Raw genomic sequence first — 22,751 nt, forward strand, 5'->3', positions numbered from 1 at the left:
GCGGCGTGCCGGACCCGTTGTTCCGTCGTCAGGCGGACAGACCCGCCTCGATGGCCTCGATGATGCGCGGCCGCAGTTCGGCGGCGCGGATGATGGCGTCCACCGAGCCGACATCGACGGCGCGCTGGATGTCGTGCACGCCATCGAATTCCGCGGCCACCTCGCCGAGCTTCTCCGCGCGGACCGAGGCCCGCAGCTCGTCGAGCTCCGCCGTCAGCGCCGCGCGATCGGCGCCGATGGCATTGGCGGCCCGCTCCTGCAATTCCCGCACCCGCGGATCACCGGCCGTGCGGGCGTTCACCTCACCGGAGAACACCACGGCCGCGGCGGGCGCGCCGCCGAGCACCGAGGCGTAGGAGCCCTCGATGGCGAGCACGGTCATATTCGGGTTGAGCGCCTTGGAGAACACCACGAACGCGCCGCCGTGATACCGCGAGATGACGCAGAACACGATCGGGCCGTCGAAGTTCACGATCGCCCGGCCGATCTCCGCGCCGTACTCGAGCTGCAGCTTGCGCATGGACTCCGGGGAGCCGTCGAAGCCCGACAGGTTCGCCAGCACCACCAGCGGCCGGTTCCCGCTGGCGGTGTTGATCGCCCGCGCGGCCTTCTTCGACGAGCGCGGGAAAAGCGTTCCCGCCGTGTAGGTGTCGGGTCCGTCGGTGGCCGGGAAGCCGCGCCGCGGCACGCCGCGGGACTCGATGCCGAGCAGGCACACCGGGATTCCGCCCAGGTGCGCGTCCTGCACCACCGCGGTCTCGGCGTCGGCCATACCGGCCCAGCGCTCCAGCACCGGGTGGTCCTGGTCGGCCAGCGCCCGCATGACGGTCCGAATGTCGAAGGGCTTCTTACGATCCGGATTGGCGGTCGCGGAGAAGATCTCGCCCACCGTGGTGAAGTCGCTACCCGCCAGCGCGTGCGGGAAGGACGAGACGTCGCGGTCGACGGGGTCGGTGGTCCGCGCCCGGCGCGGGGCCTGCTCGCCCGGGGCCACGTAGGTGTGCTCGTAGTGCGACATGAGCACGTCGCGGGCCGCGGTGAGGTTCGGCACCCAGTACTGTGCCTGCCCGTTCGGACCCATCACGCGGTCGTAGCCTCCGATGCCGAAGTTGTCCTCAGCCGAGACGCCGCCGGAGAAGTCCAGGGACTGCTTGCCGGTGAGCACCATGGCCGAATCCGGGGTCATCACCAGGATGCCCTTGGTGTGCATGAGCATGGTGGCCTCGGCGTTCCAGTACGGCTGCGCGCCGACATTGATGCCCGCGACCACGATATTGATCTCACCGCCGTCCTGGGTGAACTCGACGATGCGCTTGAGCGCGGCCGCCACCCAGTCCATGTTCTCGGTACCCGACTCCATGGAGATGCGCGCACCGGAGGACAGCGCGTACCACTCCAGCGGCACCCGCATCCGCTCGGCCAGATCCAGCGCCGCGATCACCCGGCGGCATTCCGGTTCCGACAGCGCGCCCAGCGATTTCGTCGGATCACCGAGCAGCACCACCCGGGTGACGCCCTGCGGGTGCAGGTCGGTCGGGGTGGTGACCACACCAGCGACCATGGCCGCGGTATTGCGCCCCTTGGGCCGGTCCACCGGCACCAGGACGTGGTCGGCGTCGAGGTCGTATTCGGTGAACTCCCCGAGCAGACCGGTCAGCTCGTACGGGTAGACGGTATTGCGGCTGCTGGCGCGCAGCACCTTCTGCCGGTACGCGTCGATCGGCTCGACCGGCTCCTCGGTGCGCTCGCCCACGCTCACCTGCGGCGTGCCGGTGGCGTCGAAGGAGATGCGGACCGCGACCTTGGTCAGCTCACCGCTGCGCGGATCGCGCTGGCGGGCGATGAGCAGGATCTCCTCGAGATTCGCGCCCACCGTCATCGGCAGCACGTGCCCGCCGATCACGGTCTCCAACTCCTCGCGGGTGACATCCACCGGGGGCCAGATGTACATGACGATGCGGTTGGTGTTGAAGCGTTTGGCCGAGGGCCGCTGGGCCTGCGCCCGGCGGATCGAGTCCAGGCAGGTGGCCACCGCGATCTCGGCCGTCGGCAGCGCCAGCAGGCGGCCGTCGTGCTCGCGCAGCGCGGCCAGGTCGCGCACCTGTGCGAAGGCGATGAGCCGTTCGTCGGACGGATTCTCCTTGGCGACCGCGCGGAACAGGTACACCTCGTCGTTGTCCGAGGACGGCAGCCGGGTGAGGTCGAACTTGCGCAGCCGCTTCATCTGCATACGCTGCGCGATGAACGGATGCAGGCCGCGAATGAGCCGCTCCTCCGCCATGCCGGTCGCCGACGGCCGGAAGGTGAAGTGATGGTGCATGACCGCGCCGCCGCTGCCCGCGACGGTGGTGGTAATGCGGTGCACCTGGTTCGGAAGTGATTGCGCGGCAAGTTTTTCCTGCAGCGCCGCGGCCATGGCCTCGAAGTCCTCCGGCTGGTTCTCCCAGCTGAGGTAGATGTCGGCCTCGATGGATGCGACGCCGCCGGACAGCTCGGCCAGCCCGCGCAGCGCGGTGTCGAGCGCGTCGAAGCGCACCGCCGCCGAGACCAGCGTCAGGCCGCGGCGTTCGGCGACGACGAAGCGGCAGCCGCCGACCTCCTCGGCGCGCACCCCGATGAGGTCCTTGTTGCCGTAGTAACGACGGGTCAACACCTCGAGCATGACGGTGTTGTCCACGCTGCCGCGCACCAGGCGCTGGCCGAGCAGTTTCACCAGCGGCTCGGTGCTGCGCACCATCTCCGCGATGCGGTCGGCGCGGTCGGGGGTGTCCGGGTGCGCGTCGAGGAAGCTGAGCTGTTTGCGCACATTGGTGTACACGCGGGCGCGGTTGCGCCGCAGCAGCGGCAGACCGAACCAGGCGTACACGACGCCGCGCGCCAGATCCGCGATCACGGGGAAGCGCACCTGGGTGGCGACCACCAGCCGTTCCAGCACCAGTCCGACCGGTTCGTGCAGGGCCTGGTCCGGCACCGGCTCCCGCAGCCACTCACGCAGCAGGGTGGTGATGACGGTGACGGTGTCGGACGGGCGCTGCTGGGCGAGGAAGACGCGGAACACCGCGCCCTCGAGGTCGGGCGTCCGGTCCAATTCGGTGACGCCGTAATGGCTCAGCGCCTGGGACAGCTTGGCCCGGTAGGAGTCCGGCAGACCCGCCCGCTCCACGTCCAGGCTCTGCAGGTAGGTGTGGAAGTACTCGCGGGCGCTGTGCACATGGCCGTGGCCGCCGTCCTCGTCACCGGAGCGGTTGTGGCTCAGCTCGGCGAGATCGGCGAAGACCTGCAGCAGCTCCAGTTCCTCGGCGAGCGGGCGGCGGTTGTCCACGATGGCGGCCCGGCGCGCGGTGAGGTAGTCCTCGACCACCCGGCGCTCATCGTGCGGATCGACGTCGAAGCCGAGCAGCAGGCTGCGCAGATCCTGCATGCCGCGCTTCAGCCGTTCGTGCGGCAGCACCGGCGCGGCCTCACCGGGCATTTCCAACTCGACCGATGCGGCGGTACCGGTCTCGGCCTCCTCGCCGTCCTCGACCAGCGGCTCCAGCCGCAGCAGCGGCGCGCCGGTCTCCACCTGGGTGCCGACCGAGACCGCGCATTCCTTGAGCCGGGCGCGGAACGGCGCGCGCAGCACCGTCTCCATCTTCATGCTCTCCAGCACCAGCACCGGTGCGCCCGCCTCGACCTCGGCACCGACGGCCAGCGGGGTGGCGACCACCAGCGCGGGGGCGGGCGAGCGCACGACACCGCCCTCGTCGCGGCTGATGCGGTGCGTGACGCCGTCGAGTTCGATCAGGTGGATCGGTCCGTGCGTACCGGTGATCAGTCGATACCGGGTGCCGTTCACCACGATCTGCCCGGCGTGGCTGTCGAAACGCTCCAGATCGACGTCGGCGGTGTGGATATCGCCGCCGGACTCGATGCCGACGCGGAAGCGGTGCGCGCCGATCCGGGCCACCCGCACCCGGTAGCCGACGCCGCGCAGCTTCAGATCACAAGGGCGGCCGCTCTGGTGCTGCACCTGCGGGCGGCCACCCGCCGCGGTGGACAGCAGCCGGTGCCGCTCGACCCGCTCGTCCTCCTCGTAGGCGTCGATGGCGGCCGCGGCCAGCGCGATGGCGGAGTGGCGGTCGGCAACCAGCCGGCCCTCGCCGCGCACCCGGTCGATCCAGCCGGTGTCGGCGCTGGCGTCGATCACCTCGGGCTGGTCGAGCAGGTCGAGGACGAAGCTCTTGTTGGTCGCGCCGCCCTCGATGACGACCCGGGTCTCGGTCAGCGCCCGGCGCAGGCGACCCAGCGCCTCGTCCCGGTTGCGGCCGTAGGCGATGATCTTGGCGATCATGGAGTCGAAGTCGGCGGGGATGGTGTCGCCCTCGCTGACACCGGTATCGACCCGGATGCCCGGCCCGGCGGGCAGATTCAGCCGCGCGATGCGGCCCGGGGCGGGTGCGAAGTCGCGGTCGGGATCCTCGGCGTTGAGCCGCGCCTCGATGGCGTGGCCGCGTTCGGCCGGGGGCTCGCCCTCCAGCTTGCCGCCCGAGGCCACGTGCAGCTGCGCGCGCACCAGATCGAATCCGGTGGTGATCTCGGTGATCGGATGCTCGACCTGCAAACGGGTATTGACCTCGAGGAACGCGAACAGCTCGTCACCCGGGTGGTACAGGAACTCCACCGTCGCCGCGCCGCGGTAGCCGACCGCGACCGCGAGTCGTTCCGCCGACGCCTTCAGCTCGGCCGCCTGATCGGGCCGCAGCACCGGCGAGGCCGACTCCTCGATGACCTTCTGATTGCGCCGCTGCACCGAGCAGTCGCGCACACCGAGGGCCCACGCGGTGCCCTGGCCGTCCGCGATCACCTGCACCTCGACGTGCCGCGCGCCGGTGACGAGGCGCTCCAGGAACACGACGCCGCTGCCGAACGCGCGCGCGGCTTCCTGCCGGGTGCGTTCATAGGCATCGACGAGTTCGGCCTCGTTGGTGATCATCCGGATGCCGCGTCCGCCACCACCGGCGGTGGCCTTCAGCATCAGCGGGTAGCCGATCTGCTCGGCGGCGGCGACCGCGTCCTCCACGGTCTCGACACCGCCGCGGCTCCACGGCGCGACGGGGACGCCGACCTCCTCGGCGATCAGCTTGGCGCCGATCTTGTCGCCGAGCTTGCGCATGGCCTCGGGGCTCGGGCCGATGAAGGTGACGCCGATCTGCTCGCACAGTTCCGCGAAGGCCGGATCCTCGGCCACGAAACCCCAACCGACCCAAGCGGAGTCGGCCTTCGTCGCGAGCAGCGCCTGCTTCAGCGCCTTCAGGTCCAGGTATGGGCGGGCGGACGCGGGACCCAGGTCGTACGCGATATCGGCCTCGCGTACGAAGGTCGAATTCCGATCGACGTCGGTATGCAACGCGACAGTCTCGATCGTCGATCCGGTCTCCGCAGCCAGATCCCGAACAGCATGGATGAGCCGCATGGCGGCCTCACCCCGGTTCACGATGGCGACACGGCTGAACACTCGCCGACTCCTTCCCACTCCACTACGTTGGCCCGATCGGGCGAGATGTGCGACTGGCTGTCCCGGGTAGTCTGCACCCTTACCCCACACATATGTACATGCGAGTCCGTGTTACCCGCGCGTATCGTCTCCGACTCGACGGTGAACACGACGTCCGGGCCGCCTCGGCGGCGCGCCGAAACCGACCGGCGGGGCACCCGACAACCCCGCCGCACCGTGGGAGGTGAACCCCCTGACCGACATTCTCGACGTATTGCACGCCCGCTGTGCCGAAACCTCCGCCGAGGCGATCCTGCGCGGCGAGGACCATCCGACCGTCACCCTCAGCACCCAGGAGGTCGCCGATCTGCTCAACCGGATCGTCGAGCTGCGGCGACACCACACCGATCTCGTCCACGCCCACCGCGACCTCACCGCCCGCCACCACCTCATCGACCAGACCGTCCAGGACGCGACCGCCGCGCTGACCCGCATCACCGCCACCCTCGAACAGCGCACCGCGCATCCGGAGGCCCGCACCCGCCAGGTGCACACCATCGCCCGCGTGGCCGCCGAACGACTCGCCGCCGCATACCCGCACGGCGACGAGGCGGTGCGCTGACCGCCGCTTCCGGTAGGCCACCGCACCCGCACGCACCGCACGCGCGCGGTCGGGAGGCCCGGGTTCGTTCGCAGGCCGGAGTTCGGCCGCGAGGCCGGGCATCCGCACCGGCGAACGCCGAGCCAGGCGGGGCCGGTCCCGGCGGGGCCAGTCCCGGCGAGGCCAGTCCCGGCGAGGTCAATCCCGGCGAGGTCAATCCCGGCGAGGTCAATCCCGGCGAGGTCAATCCCGGCGAGGCCAATCCCGACGAGGCCAATCCCGACGAGGCCAATCCCGACGGCGTCAATCCCGGTGGGGATTCGGATCTTTCGTCCGTTCCGGCCCGGTTGGGTCGCGGCGGGGCGGCACCTGTTCCGCGCGGGCGAATCGGCCCGGGGTCTGGCCGGTCCACTCCCGGAACGCGGCCGTGAAGGCCGACGGGCTGGCATAGCCCAGGCGGCTGGCCACGGTGTCGACGGTGAAACCCGCGGCGAGCAACTCCTCGGCCAGCATTCCCGTTGTCTCGCAGACCAGTTCGCGGAAGGTGGTGCCCTCGTCGGCGAGGCGGCGGCGCAGGGTGCGCACGCTCATGTGCAGGTCCGCGGCGACGGCCGCTTGGTCGACCGCGCCGCCGCGCCGCACCAGCAGGGCGCGCACCTGTCCGGCGAGCCCGATTCGCGCGCGGCGACGTTCGACCAGCCGCTCGCACATCCGCTCGTATTGGCGGCGCAGCACCGCGTTCGCCTGCGGCATGGGCCGCTGGAGATCCACGGCGCGCAGCACGAGCACGTCGGCGGGTCGGTCGTAGGCGATGTCGGTGATGCCGAGCAGCACGCCGACCGCCTCGTATACCGGCGCGTACGGAAGTGTCACCTCGAGCCGTTCGACGGGTACGTCCCAGCTCAACAGCTCGCGCTGCACCGTGCGCACCAATGCGAGATCGCGCTCGATGGCGAAGCGGCGCACCCGCGCGGGCACGGCCTCGGAGTCCAGCCGCACCAGCACCCGGTCCCCGGCGTCGGTGAGGGTGCAGCGGGTGTAGGCGAAGGAGAGATCGGCGTAGCGCGCCCACAGTTCGGCCATCTCCCGCACGGTCGAGCAACTGCCCAGCGCGATGCCAAGGCTGCCGAGCATCGGCAGGTGCACCGAGAATCCCGCCAGCAGGCCCAGACCGGGTTCGTCGCCGGTCGCGGTGAGAATGTTATCGACGATCCGGAACTCCTGCGCGATGTCGATCTCGGCCTCCGGATTCTCCAGATCCGCCGCCACGAGCCCGGTACCGGCCAGTGCCTGCGCAGTGGTCATCGAGCGGTTACCGGCGAAGTCGACCAGCACAGCGGCACTGTGTATCGAACGCACACACCAGGAATCGACGAGCATGCCGCAGATGATCTCGCATCGGACAGCGAATGCGACGCACTTCAGCAATTATGTAGCTAACTCAACCTCACCCGGGCGTGTCGGACCGGTCGTCCACACCGCGCATCTGGCCGAAATCCGCAGAAGCATGGCCGCGCACCGCCTCCGGCGCGCGCCGCGGCCGCACTAACCTGATGCGCGGTGGGCCGCCCGCCCCTTGGCGGCCCCCACGGTCCCCGCCCTTTTCAGGACCGACGCTGTACGCACCAGCCCCGCCGGTGGGCGCGGAACCCAACCGCGACAACCCTATCGGCCCCCACCGGCGGGCCCGCGCACTCCCCACTGCCCGACTCTCGGGCCCGACCTCCGGCGGAGACGTATGACGACGGCGAACACCGACGGCAGCGCCCTGCGGCTGCTGTCGACCATCCTCACCCACTTCGACAGCCTCGACGCCTTCCTCACCCAACTCCACCACGAACTCGACGGCCCCACCCAGATCCTGCCCCGCATCGACCCCGACGCCGCCCCCACGCCCCACGCGAACCGACCACCGATCCCCCGCATCTCGATCGGCGGCGCGGGCCGCCACGCGCGCCGCGACACGCGGACCCCGCGGTGAGCGGCGACCTCGACGCACCGTGACGTCGACGGGCACCCCCGATCGGCGCGACGACCACCACGGGCGTCCGGCCCGCCGATCCGCCACCGATCACACCAGCGCGCGATTGCGCCGCGAACGCCAGCGCACGTAGCCCAGCTGCGGGCCGCCCACATCGCGAAAGAACCTCGGCAGGAACCGGTTCACCACCGCCACGAGCCGGAACATCCGCTCGAAGCGACGCTGGTCGGCGGCACTCCACGCCACCCCCATCCGCGCGCGCATGTACGGCGGGAGGAATCCGGCGGTCAGGAAGCGCAGCAGTCCCCCGAACGGAATCCGCAGATACCAGTGGATCATCCGCAGGTGCAGCAGATCGTCGAGATAGGCCCGCACCTCGTCGTCGATGCGGACGCGCCGGCACGCCTCGTTCCAGTACACGTCGAAGTCCGCACGGGTCGCGGGCCACATCTCCGGCCGCATCTGCAAGGTGGCGCCCAGGCTGGCCGAGGTCGAATAGAACGCCTCGGCCTGTTCGGCGTTCATCCGGCCGTGCACCATCTGATAGCCGTCCTCGAATCCGACGTACAGACACGCGGCCACCCACCGCTGCACCGTCGGATCGAAAGCGTTGTACCGCAGCGCGGCCCCCGGCTTCGACCGCACCTGCCGATGCACCTCGTCGACCGCGGCACGCATGGCGCGCTTCTCCTCCGCACTTCCGAGCACAGCCACCGCCAGGTAGGAAGCCGTGGTGCGCAACCGTTTCCACGGATGCTTCAGCAGCGCCCCGGACTCGACCGGGCTCTCCACCACACCGCGCCCCACCTCGGGCCAGGCCATCTGCATGGCCACATTGGCCGCGGCGGCGGACAGCCCCCAGAAGTCGAGCGCGTCGGCCAACCGCGGCGGGCGGCGGGTGTCGACACGGTGCGTGCCCGGGATGTGGATACGGGTCTCATCCGACATGGTCAAGGCAATCCTTCAGATATGAATTGAGAATAACTTAACTATGCCAGCATCGGCGAGGGCTGGATGGAAGTGCCTGGAATAGACATTATTCGCCATCCTCGACGCCGGGCGCGAAACCTCTTCATCCAGCGAGAATTATCAGTAACATCATCGGCTGACTAGCCCTCCCGTGCGAGGTATGCGAAAGGACCACCACATGCTCGAGCGACTGGATCGAGTGCTGAACTACGAGATGAAGGTGTCGGAATTCCTGGGCACCTTCATCATTCTCGGCATCCCCTACGGCCTGGTCGGGGTCGTCTGGTCCCTCACCCACACCGAACACCTGCGGGATATGCACGGCGTGGACGTAGTCGTGTCATTCCTCGGATCCATCGTGTGCTGGCCCGTGCTCATCTTCTCGAACGTGTGCATGACATGACGACCGACCTCCGGCGGCCGCGATCGAATTCGGAACCCGGCGAGCTGCAGCGGCTTGCCACCGTCGCGGGCGCGCTCTGGCGAAGCCATCCGCAGCGCTCGCTCGAAACCCTGGGCCGCCAGGTCGGTTTGGGCCGGGAAGCAGCGCGGCAACTGGTCATCTCCCTGGCGCGGCGGCGATTCCCGTATCGGGAGTTCATCAAGCAGTGCGCGTTCATGACCAGCGTGTCCGCCCTGCCCACGGTCCTGGTGGCCATCCCCATCGCCGTGGTGGTGTCCATCCAGGTCGGCGCGCTCGTCAACCAGGTGGGCGCGACCACCTTCATCGGAGCGGTGGCCGGTCTGGGCATCATCCGCCAGGGCGCGCCCTTGGTCACCTGCCTCATGATCGCCGGTGCGGTCGGCTCGGCCATCTGCGCCGATCTGGGTTCGCGCACCATCCGCGAGGAGATCGACGCCATGATGGTCATGGGCGTGGACCCGGTGCGTCGGCTGGTGGCGCCGCGGCTCGCGGCGGCCGTCCTGGTGAGCGTGCTGCTGTGCGGGTTCATCGTATTCGTCGGCTTCGCGACCGCCTACCTGTTCAATGTCTACGCCCAGTCCGGCACGCCCGGCTCGTTCATCTCCTCCTTCGCGTCCTTCGCGGTCGCCAACGACATGGTGATAGCCCTGATCAAGGCCGCGATCTTCGGAATGCTCACCGCCGTCATCGCCTGCGATATCGGGCTGCACGCGCACGGCGGCCCCGGCGGTGTCGCACAGGCGGTCAACTCGGCGGTGGTGAGTTCGGCGCTGATGCTGTTCGCCACCAACATCATTCTCACCCAGCTGTACAACACCCTGTTCCCCACCAAGGTGATCTGACGTGAGCAGCGCATACACCCCGCCCGCGCTGAAACCCGCGCGCGTCGTCGGCCAAGCGGTCGCCGTGCCGGTGCGGGCGAATCAGCGGCTGGGCCATCAGGCCGTCACCTTCTTCCAGGCGCTGGCCGCGATCCCCTTCGTACTGAAGCACTATCGCAAAGAGGTGCTGCGGCTGACCGCCGACGTCGGATGGGGCAACGGTTCCCTGGTGGTCGGCGGCGGCACCATCGGCGTGGTCGTCATCCTCTGCGGCTTCGCCGGAGTCACGGTCGGCATGGAGTCGTTCGCGGCGCTGAACCTGCTCACCATGAGCCCGCTCACCGGGGCCATCTCCGGTTTCGCCATCACCCGCGAACTCGCTCCGATCATCGCCACCCTGGCCTTCGCCATCCAGGCGGGCTGCCGGTTCACCGCGCAACTGGGAGCCATGCGCATCTCCGAGGAGATCGACGCGCTCGAATCGATCGCCATCCGGCCGCTGCCGTACCTGGTCAGCACCAGGATGATCGCTTCGGCCCTGACCATCGTCCCGCTCTACAGCGTCGGCTTGGCCGTCGCGTATCTGGCCACCAAACTCTCGGTGCTCGTTCTCGGCGGCACCACGGCGGGCACCTACGATCACTACTTCTACCAGTTCCTCATCGGCACCGACGTGTTCTGGTCGCTGCTCAAAGTGGTGCTGTTCGTCATGATCGCGACGTTCATCCAGTGCTACCACGGCTTCACGGCCAGCGGCGGACCCGAAGGGGTGGGCGTGGCCGCCGGACGCGCGATCAAGATGGTGATCGTCGTGGTGGTCTTCGCCGATCTCGTTATGACCCTTGCGATCTGGGGTATCGACCCCGGATTCCGGATCGCGGGATAAGGACTGCCATGCTGCTCGATCCCAGCGGCCGCGGACCCACCGCGCGCCAACTCTCCCTGGCGGGACTGACCATGATCACCGCGTTCGCCGCCCTGATGTATCTGCTCGCCCTGCGCTACGAGGGTCGCTTCGAGGACAAGGTGACCGTCACCGCGCTGCTCACCAGCACCGGCGACGGACTGCCCGCCAATGCCGATGTGAAGTTCCGCGGCATGATCGTAGGACGCGTCGACACCGTCGACGTGGTCGCCCGCGGCGAGCGCCAACGGGCCTCGATCTGGTTGAAACCCGCTGTGGCGGGCACGATTCCGGCGACCGTGACCGCCCGCGTCATACCGAACAACATCTTCGGCGTCACCGCGATCGAACTGGTCGACAACGCACCCACCGCCGAGCGGCTGCGCGCGGGGGCGACCATCGCCGAGGACACCGGCGCCGCCACCGTCCAGTTGCAGACGACGCTGAACGTACTGCGCACCGTGCTCGACAATATCCAGCCCGAGAAGCTGGGCCGGGTGCTGGCGACCCTGTCGGCCGCGCTCGATCCGGCCGCCCGGGTGCCGGGTTCGACCATCGAACGCCTCGACACCTGGATGACCGAGGTGCGCGCGCTGCCGGGCATGGGCGAGCTGCTCGGCGATCTCGGACGTGCGGCCATCGCGGTGAGCGCGTCCGCCCCGGAGCTGGTCGGGGTGCTCTCCGAATCGGTCACCACGGCGAGAACCCTGACCGAGCAACGGACTTCGCTCGTCGAACTGCTCACCGGCGGCGGTGCGGCCGTCGACACCGTCAACGGCCTGTTCGCCGCCAACCCCGATTCCGGCAAGTTCCTCGTCTCGGGCCTGAACGAGCTGTTCGGCAGTCTCGCCGACGATCCCGACGCCATTCCCTATTCGATCGCCAACCTCAATACGGCGCTGCGGCGACTCCAAGGAGTGTTCAGCTTCGGCCCCAGCAAGCAGATGGTGTGGAAAATGGATGTGAGCCTCACCCCCTTCCAGCAGTACACGGCCGCGGACTGTCCGCGCTACGGCGAGCTGGCCGGTCCGCGCTGCGGCGGCACCAGCGTGCCGCAGGTCGCGCCCGAACAGCACTACCCGCCACAGCTGCTGCCGGGGCAGCTGTCGGCGGCCGGTCCCGCGCCGACGGTGCCCAGCCCGGCAGCGCCCGCGCCGGGAGCGAATTCCGATGCGCCACCGCCCGGCCCGCCGGGGCTGCCCGCGATCCCGGGCCTGCCGCAACTGCCCGCCATCCCCGGCATTCCGGCCATTCCGGGTATCACCGCGCCCGCGAGCCAGCGCACACCCACGACGGACGACGCGACCGCACCGATCGCCCGGCACGACGACGCGCCCACTTCGCGCGACGACGGCGCGGTCGCACCGCGCGACGACGCCGCAATCACGCCGCCCGACGACGCCGCAATCACGCTGCGCGGCGACGCCGCGGTGGCCGCGCTGCTCGGCCGCGTCCCCACCGCCGCCGAGTTGCTGCTGCTCGGCTCCGTGCTGCGCGGCGGCTACCTCGAGATCACCGATGCGCCCGAAGGCGGTGCGTGAGCAATGGGATCAATGCGATCGACACGAGCACTGATCGGGTTCAGCCTGTTCACCGTGGTCGCGCTCACGCTGACCTACACCATCTGGTCGACACTGCAACGTTCGGTCGCCGGCGACACCGACCGGTACTCGGCGGTGTTCACCGATGTACTCGGGTTGCGCGTCGGCGATGACATTCGCATGGCCGGGGTGCGCGTGGGCCGGGTCGACGACATCGACTTCACCGACGGCTACCGCGCTCGCGTCGACTTCCGTATCGACACCGATCAGCGACTGACGACCAGCACCAAGGCCCTGGTGCGGTACCAGAATCTGATCGGGCAGCGCTATGTCGCACTCATGCCGGGCCGGGACGCGGGCACCCCGATGCGCGCCGGAGACCAGATCCCCATCGAGCGCACCGAACCGTCCTTCGACGTCTCCGCGCTGCTGTCGGGATTCGAGCCACTGTTCAGCGTCCTGCAGCCGGACCAGATCAATTCGCTGTCGGAGACGCTGGTCCAGGCGTTGCAGGGCAACAATGTGTCGCTCAGCGCCCTCATCACCCAGGCCGCCGACCTCGCCGACACCTTCGGTCAGCGCGACCGGATTCTGGGCGACGTGCTGACCAACCTCAGCAGCGTCATCGCGGGCCTGGCCAACCGCAGCGGCGAGCTGGAAACATTGATCACTCAGGCCCGCGCCCTGATGGAGGGCTTCTACCAGCAGGGTGAGGCGCTGAAGGGTTCGGTGGAGCAGATCGCCACCGCCACCGATTCGCTGTCGCGCATCGTCGCCACGGTCAAACCCGGATTGGCCCGCGCCCAGCAGGACGCCGGCGCCGGTGTGGCGCTGCTGCTGCTCAACGGCGCGTCGCTGGACCAGGCCGCCGTGGAACTGCCCACGGTGCTCAACGCCCTCGCCCGTTTCTCGAGCTACGGGGCCTACGGGAATGCCTACCTGTGCCGCCTGGATGTCTCGCTCTGGGGCGTGGCGCTGCCGCCCGGCCTGTTCTCCCAGATCGGTGGCCCCGCACAGTCGGAGGTGTGCAGATGATCGCGTATCTGCGGGCGTCGTTGTCCGGCGCGTGGGCCAATCGCCCCCTGCGACTGGGCTTTCTGGCCGCGGCCACGGTCGTGCTGTTGCTGGTCGGGTCGATCGTGCTCGAGCGGGCGCGCCTCGGCGACAAGACCATCGAGGCCGAGTTCGCCCAGGCGGCGGGGCTGCGGCCGGGCGCGACCGTGGACGTCTCGGGAATCGAGGTCGGCCAGGTCAGCGCCGTGCGCTTGGAGGGCGACAAGGTCGTGGTCGCCATGAAGGTCCGCCGCGATCTGCGATTGGGCGCGGACGCCCGCGCCGTCGTCGAGATGTCCACCATTCTCGGCCGCCTGCACGTCGACCTCGTGCCCGGTGACGGGAACGGCTTGCCCGACGACCGCATTCGGATCGATCGGACCACCGTGCCGTACAACCTGAGCAAGGTGGTGCAGGATCCGCAGTACCGGAACTCCTTCGAGCGCATCGAGCGCATCGACCCCGAGAAGCTGCGCGCCGCACTCGATGTGGTCGACCAGCAGATGGGCGAATCACCCGAGCTGGCCGTCCAGGCGCTGGACAGCATCGGCGCGCTCGCCAAGGTGATCGACGACCGCCGCGACGCGGTCGACACCCTGCTGAAGGGCATGGACCAGGTGTCGGGGCTGGTCGCCGACAATCAGAACAGCGTGCTGCTGTTGCTGACCCGGGGCGAGGCGATCGGTGCGGCGGTACAGAAGCGGCAGGAACTGCTGCGCATGCTGCTCGACAATGTCGCCGAACTGTCGCGGCTGCTCCAAGAGATGGGCCTGGAGAACGACAACCGGATCGGTCCGCTCATCCACGATCTCGACACCATGTCCGAGGGTTTGGTGAAGAACCGCGACAACCTCGACCGGCTCTACGAGATCATGCCGGTCGCGCTGCGGCAGTTCAACAATGTGCTCGGCGACGGCCCGTACGGAAATGTGTACGCGCCGTGGCTGTTTCCGGACAACTGGCTGTGCTTCGCACAGGTGAATCAGGGGTGCCAGTGACAGGCTTTCCAATGACAGGTTTTCCAGTGACCATGAACCGTCTCATCGCCAAAGTCGCCGCGCTCGGCGCGGTCGCGCTGCTGGCCACCGGCTGCTCCCTGCTGCCGCGCGCGGTCACCGATATCCCCGAACGGTATCTGGGCGACCGGATGCGGATCAGCGCGGACTTCGAGAACACGGCCGGGCTGTATGCCGGCAACGAGGTCGCCGTCCTGGGCGTGCCGGTCGGCACGGTCGAGACCGTCACCCCGCGCGGCCGCTATGTCGAAGTCGTGATGAGCATCGACTCGGACGTCGAACTTCCGGCCGATGTCATTGCGGCACTGGTGAATCCGCAGCTGATCACCAATCGGCACGTCGAACTGGCCCCGGCCTACGGCGGGACCGGGCCGACCCTCGCCAACGGTGCGCACCTGCCGTTGCAGCGCACCCGCACCCCCGTCGAGCTCGATCGCATCCTCGAGAATTTCGACCAGCTCGGCGCGGCGCTCGCGGGCGACAACGAGACCGGGCCGATGGCCAGCCGAGTGCTGTTCCCGCTGCTGAACGGGAATGGCGATCGACTGCGCGAGACCCTGGACGCGATGTCCTCGGCCTTCGAGGTGACCCTGGCGAACAAGGACCAGATCGCCAACACCATCGTGAAGCTCAATGAGATCACGCAGATCATCGCCCAGAACGACCAGACGGTCCGGGATTTCAGCGGTCGCCTGACCGAGCTGGTGGAGCTGATGGGCCAGCAGGCCCCGGGGCTGCAAGCGGTGCTCACCCAGCTCAACGACTTCCTCGCCAACACCGCCGCGCTCGTCGGCGACAACTCCGACCAGCTGTCCGGGGCATTGACCCGCTTCGTCGAGATCACCACCCAGATGCGCGCCAACGCGCGCGGTCTCACCGAGATCGTGGACGTCGGGCCGCTCATGTTCCAGAACCTGGCCAATGCCACCAGCCGCGAGCATCAGGCGCTGCGGCTGCACGGCCTGCTCGACAAGGTCGTTCTCGACAGCGAGGCGCTGGCGCTGTTCTGCGAACGCGTCCAGATGCGGCTGGACGGCTGCCGCACCGGCAAGATCGCCGACTTCGGCCCCGACTTCGGCCTCACCGCCGCGCTGCTGGGCATCACGGAGATGAAATGAGAAAACCGGCCACATTCGTTACCGCCGTGGCGATCACCGCGGCAGTTTTGACGGGCTCGACCGGCTGCACGGTCACCGTGGAGAACATCCCGATGCCCGAGCCCGGCATCGGCGCGCCCGGCTACACCATCCACGCGATCTTCCGCGACACCCTCAATCTGCCCGATCGCGCGCACGTGAAGATCGGTGGCGCCGACATCGGCGTGGTCACCGATATCAGCACCACCAACTTCCTCGCCGATGTGGAAATGCTCATCCGCGAGGACATCCGGCTGCCCCGCGGCACCACCGTCGAACTGCGCCAAGCAACCCCGCTGGGCGACATGTTCGTCGCCGTGACGCTACCCGCGGCGGCGGATGCCGGGGAACCGCTGCGGTCCGGCGACACCATCGACGCCGACCACACCGCGACGGGCGCGTCGGTGGAACAGCTGATGATGTCGATCTCGCTGCTGATCAACGGCGGTGGCATCAACCAGGCCGCCCGCATCACCGCACAGCTGAATTCGATGTTCGCCGGACGCGGACCGCAGCTGGCCCACCTGCTCACCGAGATGACCGGCGTCATCGATGCGCTCAACCGACGAACCGGCGATCTCGACAACGTCCTCGGCGGGCTCGACGTCCTGACCGCCGAATTGGCCTCCCGCAAGGCCGAACTGGGCCAGGCCGCCGACACCTTTCCCGCCCTGATCGCCCTGCTGAGCGAGAACAACCAGAGCATCGTGGACCTGCTGACCAAGGTGTCGACCACCACCGCCGCTCTCCAGGACTTCAGCGATACCACCGGCGGCGACCTCGTCGACCTCTTCGACAGCATCCAGCAGCTCATGTCCGCCTTCGCCCGGTCCACCGATCTGACCGCGACGCTGGACGGCCTGCACACCATCTACCCCTCGCTCATGGCGAGCATGGAGGGACCGACCCTGGCGGTGGCGGCCACGATCTCCTACCTGAGCATCGGCGCGCTCACCGATCCGAGCGGCAGCCGCTGGCCCGAGGCGAGCGACATCCCGGCATTCATCGGCAGCTTCACCCAGGTGCTGGAGAAGGTGTTCGGACGGCTCAACAGTCCGCCGCGACCGGTGCCGACCACCCAGGCCCCGGCCGAGCCACCGCTGAACGAGGAGGGCGGGCGGTGAACTCCTCCCTCTGGCGCCGGGTGGTCCGGCACCGCATCGGCCTCGCCAATATCGGCCTGGTCGTGGTGTTGCTGCTGGGCTGCGGCTATCTCGGCGCGAATGTGCTGCGCTTCAACCCGATTCCGTACACCTACACGGTGACGGTGCTGCTGTCGTCCTCGGGCGGACTGCTCGAGGGCAACGACGTCAACTTCCGCGGGGTACGCGTCGGCCGCGTCGCGGAGGTACGGGTGACCGCCGACGGCATCGCCGCGGTCGCCGACATCGACGACGGCGTACGCATTCCCGCCGGCGGCACCGTCGCGGTCGGCCGCCTGTCCTCGGCGGGCGAGCAGTACCTGGACTTCCGGCCGGACCGCGAATCCGGTCCCTACCTCGAGGACGGCGCGGTGGTGGAGCGAGAACGCACCACCACCCCGGTGCCGATCCAATCGGTGCTCGCCAACCTCGCCGACTTCGTCGACGGCATGAATCCGCACCGGCTCGACGTCATCATCGACGAGCTGGACAAGGCGCTCGCGGGTGGACCGGATCAGCTGCGCAACATGATCTCCGGCATCAGCCGTGCCATGGCCGGGCTCACCGACCTGCTGCCCCAGACGCAGGCGCTGCTGCGGAATCTCATGGTGATCGGCGAGACCACCTCCCACGCGCAACCCGATCTGGGCACGATCACCAACGCGGGCACCGTCCTGTTCGAACAGCTCACCGCCGCCGACGCCGAGGTCCGCGACTTCCTCACCCACGGTCCGGGCCGGTTGTCGACCATCGGCGGATTCGTCAGCCGCACCCGGGACCCGATCACCGATCTGGTGACCAACTTCGTCGCCATCACCAAGGCCGCGAAACTGCGTGCGCCCGCCATCGCGGCCCTGTTCCCGGCCCTGCGGGCCGGATCGGAGGCCATCGGCATTCCCGCCCACGACGGCGCGTATCACACCCTCGTCGACCCTTGGCCGCGCCCGTGGTGCGAATACGACACCATCCCCGTGGCCCCCGGCGCGGCGGTCACCGACACCCGCGTGCGTTTGTACAACTACTGCGTCACCGATGATCCGGCCCTGCAGATCCGCGGCTCCGCCAACGCGCCGCGGCCCGACGTGCCCGACAACGGCGCGACGGCGCCACCGGGCGTGAACGGAAACGAACTGTCCCAACCCGTCCCCGGCCGATAGGAGAACACGTATGGGCGACAAGGAAATCGAGGCGACCGAAACCGGTCCCGAACCGGCGGCCGCCCCGCCCGCCGAGCCGGTGGTCACGGTCGAGAAGGCGTCCGGCGAGCGGTCGGCCGAGCCGGACCCCGGCGAACGGACCGCGCGATCGTTCACCGTCGCACTGCCCTCGTTCGGCCGCTGGGGACCGATGGCGCTGCGAGTGGCCGCGGTCGTGGCGCTGATCGCACTCGCCGTCTCGACCATCGTGTTGTTCCGCGACAACAGGCACAACGAGAATCTGCTCGCGGCCCACGCGGACGCCCGCGCGGCGGCCTGCGCCTACGCGCCCGTTCTGGTCACCTACGACGCCGAGGACCTCGACAGCTACTTCACGGCGGTGCTCGACGGGGCGGCCGGTGAATGGCGCGACCAATTCGACTCCACCAGCAAGGAATTGCGCGAGGTGCTGACCCAGGGCGAGGTGGTGGCCGAATCCAAGGACGTGCAGTGCGCCATCCGCACCGGCGACGAGGACTCCGCCGAGGCCATCGTCGTGATCGGCCAGACCATCACGAGTCTGGGCACCCAGGGCCAACCTGCGCCCGGACAGCTGTCCATGGTGATGTGGTTGGAGCGGTCCGGGGATCGGTGGCTGGTGAACAAGCTCCAATCGCCGCTGGCGCAGCTGCCGCAGTCCTGACCGCGGCACCCGGACCGGGACCGACGCCTCAGCGCGCCGCCGTCCCGCGCACCGGCATGTCCGGGCCTCGGCGGTCGCCCGGGGAACCGCGGGTCGCTCGGCGGCGGTGGCGCACGTCGGCGATCATGGATCCCACCTCCTGAGACGGTGCTTGCGAACAGCGGCAGCCGCATGGAATCGCCGATCAACCTTGTGATGCCCACCACAATGTGCTCTCATCAATGGTACGCAGATACGGTGAGCGTTTCAGTGCCTCACCTGCTGCGAAGTCTCGATGAGGAGCAGTGAACATGGACAATCTCAGCAGGCGACATGCGCTGAAAGTCGGTGGGGCACTAGGCGCTTTCGGTGCGCTGGCTGCCGTGACGCCCGCGCGGGCGCAACCGTGGACCTGGTCACCGGAGGGCTCGGTGGCCGGAACCGGGGCCGGAACCGATCCGATGTATGTCTGGGACGCCGAAGCCGATCCCGTGATCGCCCGTGTCATCGACAGCGGCGAGGTGTCCCGCGTCAATGAACTGCTGCGGACCTGGACCCGCAACGGTCAACCCCTGCCCGCCGGACTGCCGACGGAATTGCGCGACTTCATGGAATACGCCCGGCAGATGCCGCACTGGACCGATCCGGCGAAGCTGACCACCGCCGTCGACTTCAACAAGAAGCGCGGTCTCTATCTCGGTGTGCTGTACGGGCTGGCCAGCGGCATGATGAGCACCGTCATCCCCAAGGAGGCCCGCGCGGTCTACTACTCCAAGGGCGGGCACGACCTGCGCGACCGCATCTCCAAGACCGCCAAGCTCGGTTACGACATCGGCACCCACAATGCCTACGCTCCCGACGGCGAAATGGTGGTGACCTGCGTCAAAACCAGGCTCGCCCACGCCGGGGTGCGGCATCTGCTGCCGCAGTCGCCGCACTGGAAGGCCATGGCCACCGAAGACATTCCGATCAGCCAGAACGACATGATGGTCACCTGGCACAGCCTGCCGACCACGGTCATGAAGCATCTCACCGCCTGGCGGGTGCCGATCCCCGCCCACGAATCCGATGCCTTCCTGCACTCCTGGCAGGTGGCCGCGCATATGCTCGGCATCCACGACGAGTACATCCCCAACTCGTGGGCGGAGGCCGATTCCCAAGCGGCACAGGTGCTCGACCCGATCATCGCGGTGACCCCGGAGGGCGCGAAGCTCGCCGACCGGCTGCTCGGCCTGGGCAACCAGCTGGACCTGTCCATCGTCACCCGGCCGGTGCTCGGCGCGTTCACCCGCTTCCTGCTCGGCGACGAGATCGCCGACGGCCTGGGCATTCCCCGCGAAATCCTCTGGGACCCACTGCTGCGGGTGAGCTGGGGACCGTTCATCGCGGTCCGCGAGGGCGTGCTCACCGCCGTCCCGCCCACCCAGGAGGCGTACTGGATGTTCGACGAATTCCTGCGCCAGGCCGCCCTGATCTACCTGTCCGACCTGCGCATGCCGATCAGCATCGAAATCCCCACCATGAACCGCGATCTCAGCCAGCCCCCACGCTGACGACCCACCTTCTCAGGAGTTCCCCATGCGTACCCCACTGCACATCGGCTTCGCCTCGATCGCGGCGACCACCCTCGTCCTCACCGCCGCGCAGTCCTCCGCCGAACCAGCTCCCGCACCGACCCCCGCGGTCACCGTCGCCGACGACACCGGCTCCTCGGCCCTGGACTCCGGATCGGCCGCGGCGGAATCCCTCGCCCTGTTCGCCCAGCAGGGCAATGTCATCGGCATCCTCGCCCTGCTGGTCGCCGCACCCCTGCACATCATGACCGGCGCCATCTGCGATATGGCCACCATGTCGGCGTTGCCCAGCCCCTGCGCGCCCCGGGTCTACTGAACAACGACCATTCCGACGTCGGCGGCGAGGGGGGAGCCGCCGTCGCCCGCGGAGGTGGTGGCAGCCGGAAACCCGGGCACGGCACACGGCTCCGGTACATTTGTCGATAGGGCGGCCGGGTCGATACGAGACCGGTCGGACGCGAAACACCGAGAACCGAAAGCACATAGGCGTCGCCGCAGCTATCCCGGCGGCGCGCCGGTTCCCCGGGTCGAGCCGCCACCCCACCGTGCGGCGCGACCCGACTCCACACTGGGCCTAGCATCCGAGGAGCGGCGGAAATGGACGTCCCCATCTGGCTGTGGGCAGTCTTCGTCACTGTCCTGGTCGTCGGTCTCGTCGTCGACCTCGTCGCGCACCGCGGTCCGCATGTCATCGGTTTCAAAGAAGCGCTGCGCTGGAGCATTCTCTGGATCGTTCTCTCGCTGGCCTTCGCGATACTCGTCGCCGTCGTGGTCAGCCCGACCGCGTCGGTGGACTTCACCACCGCCTGGCTGCTCGAGAAGAGCCTGTCGGTGGACAACCTCTTCGTGTTCGCGCTGATCTTCGGCTACTTCCAGGTGCCTCGCGAGTACCAGCACCGCGTGCTGTTCCTCGGCGTCCTGGGCGCACTCGTCTTCCGAGGCATCTTCCTGCTCCTCGGCGTCGCCGTGGTGCAGCAGTTCACCGCCGTGCTGTTCGTCTTCGCCGCGATCCTGCTCTACAGCACCTACAAACTCCTCACCGACGACGACAGCTCCTTCGACCCCGGCAAGAGTACGGCGGTGCGGTTGGTGCGCCGGATCATGCCGATTCAGCACGAGTACGCCGGCGCGCACTTCTTCGTCCGCTCGGCGGGCCGGTGGGTCGCCACGCCCCTGCTGGTGGTGGTCGTGGCCATCGAGGCGGCCGATATCGTCTTCGCCGTCGACAGCGTGCCCGCGGTGCTGGCCGTCAGCCAGGAACCGCTCATCGTCTACTCCAGCAACGCGTTCGCCATTCTCGGCCTGCGCGCCCTGTACTTCCTGCTCTCCGGAATGCTCGCGCGCTTCCACCATCTGTCCACGGGCTTGGCGATCATCCTCGGTTTCATCGCCGTGAAGCTCATCCTGCAGGCCGCGCACAAGACGATCACACCCGCTGTCCCCGAGATCCCATCACCGGTGAGCCTGGCGGTGGTGGTAGTGGTGCTCACGATCTCGGTGGTGGTCAGCATCCGCCGACCACTGCCGGAGGAACCGGCCCCGTCCCCGAACACCGGTTCATTGGACGCCACCGATAAATCCGACTGATGGAATGCCCACGGCCGCAGTGCCATCGACGGATCGTCTGACTTTCGCCCGCCACCATGGGATAATCGCAGGTGCGACCAATCGCGCGTACATGACGACAGCCAGTTCGCCGGAAGTGGGTGACTGCGATGTCTGGTTACCCGTCGCTCTCGGTCCGGCTCTGGCGGATGCGACCGTGGAACGCCAACCCCCTGATGCCCGCGTCCCTGCGCTTCGAAACCGTCGCCCTCGCAACACTGCTGGCGCTCAGCCTGCTCGTCATCCCCATCGCGGGCGCGGTCGGCACCGAAGCCTACAGTCGCACGAGCAGCCGCATTCTGGCCGACAACGCCGGGAAGACACTCGTCACCGCCACGATCACCGACGATCCGACGCACCAGGAATCGGAGCGACGATTCCAGGCCACCGTGTCGTGGCGCGAGGAGGGGCGCGAGCACATCCGAACCGCACCCGTCCCCTTCGACGCCGGTCGCGGCGACGAGGTCCCGGTGTGGATCGGAGCGGACGGCACCCCGGTCGACCCGCCCCGGCGCACCGATGGCGCCGTCCTCGACGGCATCGGCGCCGGCATGGTGGTGCTGTTCTCGGTCTGGTCCGCCGCCGGACTGCTGATCTGGGCCGGGCGGGCCGCCATCGACCACCGGCGCGACACCGCCTGGGCCGCCGAATGGCGACAGTTGAACCACCCGACCAGACAGTGAAGGCGTC

Annotated in this window: 19 protein-coding genes and 1 pseudogene; 16 read left to right on the forward strand and 4 right to left on the reverse strand. The window is 68.7% G+C overall.

The window, feature by feature from the left end; all coding sequences use genetic code 11:
* Positions 1–28 precede the first annotated feature (28 nt).
* Together QMO76_RS20315 and QMO76_RS35385 are read right to left on the reverse strand one after the other, a co-directional pair.
* Positions 29–4,012: a carboxyl transferase domain-containing protein gene (locus QMO76_RS20315; RefSeq protein WP_372342025.1), complete on the reverse strand. Its 3,984-nt coding sequence runs from the start codon at positions 4,010–4,012 to the stop codon at positions 29–31.
* Positions 4,013–4,213: 201 nt separating this feature from the next.
* Positions 4,214–5,455: pseudogene (locus QMO76_RS35385) on the reverse strand (acetyl/propionyl/methylcrotonyl-CoA carboxylase subunit alpha); the annotation flags it as partial.
* A gap of 265 nt (positions 5,456–5,720) precedes the next feature.
* Here QMO76_RS35385 and QMO76_RS20320 point away from each other — a divergent pair.
* Positions 5,721–6,098 carry a hypothetical protein gene (locus QMO76_RS20320; protein ID WP_306362898.1) on the forward strand — a complete coding sequence of 126 codons (378 nt, stop codon included), beginning with the start codon at positions 5,721–5,723 and terminating at the stop codon, positions 6,096–6,098.
* Between the two features lie 282 nt (positions 6,099–6,380).
* On the opposite strand, the gene QMO76_RS20325 is transcribed toward QMO76_RS20320, so the two are convergent.
* Positions 6,381–7,412: an AraC family transcriptional regulator gene (locus tag QMO76_RS20325; RefSeq protein ID WP_306362899.1), complete on the reverse strand. Its 1,032-nt coding sequence runs from the start codon at positions 7,410–7,412 to the stop codon at positions 6,381–6,383.
* 403 nt (positions 7,413–7,815) lie between these two features.
* Here QMO76_RS20325 and QMO76_RS20330 point away from each other — a divergent pair, with 403 nt between their 5' ends.
* On the forward strand, positions 7,816–8,058 hold the full coding sequence (locus QMO76_RS20330; RefSeq protein ID WP_306362900.1) for a hypothetical protein: 243 nt from the start codon (positions 7,816–7,818) through the stop codon (positions 8,056–8,058).
* 90 nt (positions 8,059–8,148) lie between these two features.
* On the opposite strand, the gene QMO76_RS20335 is transcribed toward QMO76_RS20330, so the two are convergent.
* Positions 8,149–9,006 carry an oxygenase MpaB family protein gene (locus tag QMO76_RS20335; RefSeq protein WP_306362901.1) on the reverse strand — a complete coding sequence of 286 codons (858 nt, stop codon included), beginning with the start codon at positions 9,004–9,006 and terminating at the stop codon, positions 8,149–8,151.
* Positions 9,007–9,205: 199 nt separating this feature from the next.
* On the opposite strand from QMO76_RS20335, the gene QMO76_RS20340 reads away from it, so the two are divergent.
* The 14 genes from QMO76_RS20340 (at position 9,206) to QMO76_RS20405 (ending at position 22,744) form a co-directional block, all read left to right on the forward strand.
* Positions 9,206–9,430, forward strand: coding sequence for a hypothetical protein (locus QMO76_RS20340; RefSeq protein WP_306362902.1), 225 nt, complete (start codon positions 9,206–9,208; stop codon positions 9,428–9,430).
* A complete protein-coding gene (locus tag QMO76_RS20345) occupies positions 9,427–10,293 on the forward strand; it encodes an ABC transporter permease (protein WP_306362903.1) in 867 nt (288 codons plus the stop codon). The genes QMO76_RS20340 and QMO76_RS20345 overlap by 4 nt, the downstream gene beginning before the upstream one ends.
* A gap of 1 nt (position 10,294) precedes the next feature.
* Entirely contained in the window at positions 10,295–11,158 is an 864-nt protein-coding gene (locus QMO76_RS20350; protein ID WP_306362904.1) for an ABC transporter permease, read from the forward strand.
* Positions 11,159–11,166: 8 nt separating this feature from the next.
* Positions 11,167–12,717, forward strand: a complete 1,551-nt coding sequence (locus QMO76_RS20355; RefSeq protein WP_306362905.1) for an MlaD family protein — start codon at positions 11,167–11,169, stop codon at positions 12,715–12,717.
* Between the two features lie 12 nt (positions 12,718–12,729).
* Positions 12,730–13,752 carry an MCE family protein gene (locus tag QMO76_RS20360; RefSeq protein WP_306362906.1) on the forward strand — a complete coding sequence of 341 codons (1,023 nt, stop codon included), beginning with the start codon at positions 12,730–12,732 and terminating at the stop codon, positions 13,750–13,752.
* The gene (locus QMO76_RS20365; protein ID WP_306362959.1) at positions 13,749–14,768 is read left to right on the forward strand and encodes an MlaD family protein; all 1,020 of its coding nucleotides are present in this window, start codon (positions 13,749–13,751) and stop codon (positions 14,766–14,768) included. The genes QMO76_RS20360 and QMO76_RS20365 overlap by 4 nt, the downstream gene beginning before the upstream one ends.
* A gap of 32 nt (positions 14,769–14,800) precedes the next feature.
* Positions 14,801–15,904: an MCE family protein gene (locus QMO76_RS20370; RefSeq protein WP_306362960.1), complete on the forward strand. Its 1,104-nt coding sequence runs from the start codon at positions 14,801–14,803 to the stop codon at positions 15,902–15,904.
* The gene (locus QMO76_RS20375; RefSeq protein ID WP_306362907.1) at positions 15,901–17,046 is read left to right on the forward strand and encodes an MCE family protein; all 1,146 of its coding nucleotides are present in this window, start codon (positions 15,901–15,903) and stop codon (positions 17,044–17,046) included. The genes QMO76_RS20370 and QMO76_RS20375 overlap by 4 nt, the downstream gene beginning before the upstream one ends.
* Positions 17,043–18,221 (forward strand): MCE family protein, encoded by a 1,179-nt coding sequence (locus QMO76_RS20380; RefSeq protein WP_306362908.1) that lies wholly within the window; start codon positions 17,043–17,045, stop codon positions 18,219–18,221. The genes QMO76_RS20375 and QMO76_RS20380 overlap by 4 nt, the downstream gene beginning before the upstream one ends.
* Before the next feature lie 10 nt (positions 18,222–18,231).
* The gene (locus tag QMO76_RS20385) at positions 18,232–18,903 is read left to right on the forward strand and encodes a hypothetical protein (RefSeq protein WP_306362909.1); all 672 of its coding nucleotides are present in this window, start codon (positions 18,232–18,234) and stop codon (positions 18,901–18,903) included.
* Between the two features lie 290 nt (positions 18,904–19,193).
* Positions 19,194–20,435 carry an oxygenase MpaB family protein gene (locus tag QMO76_RS20390; RefSeq protein WP_306362910.1) on the forward strand — a complete coding sequence of 414 codons (1,242 nt, stop codon included), beginning with the start codon at positions 19,194–19,196 and terminating at the stop codon, positions 20,433–20,435.
* Positions 20,436–20,460: 25 nt separating this feature from the next.
* Positions 20,461–20,772 carry a hypothetical protein gene (locus QMO76_RS20395; RefSeq protein WP_306362911.1) on the forward strand — a complete coding sequence of 104 codons (312 nt, stop codon included), beginning with the start codon at positions 20,461–20,463 and terminating at the stop codon, positions 20,770–20,772.
* A 281-nt stretch (positions 20,773–21,053) separates the two neighbouring features.
* Positions 21,054–22,043: a TerC/Alx family metal homeostasis membrane protein gene (locus tag QMO76_RS20400; protein ID WP_306362912.1), complete on the forward strand. Its 990-nt coding sequence runs from the start codon at positions 21,054–21,056 to the stop codon at positions 22,041–22,043.
* A gap of 128 nt (positions 22,044–22,171) precedes the next feature.
* Positions 22,172–22,744, forward strand: a complete 573-nt coding sequence (locus QMO76_RS20405; protein ID WP_306362913.1) for a hypothetical protein — start codon at positions 22,172–22,174, stop codon at positions 22,742–22,744.
* Positions 22,745–22,751 lie beyond the last annotated feature (7 nt).

Origin of the sequence: Nocardia sp. CC227C, from assembly GCF_030767025.1 — a bacterium.
Classification (GTDB): Bacteria; Actinomycetota; Actinomycetes; order Mycobacteriales; family Mycobacteriaceae; genus Nocardia.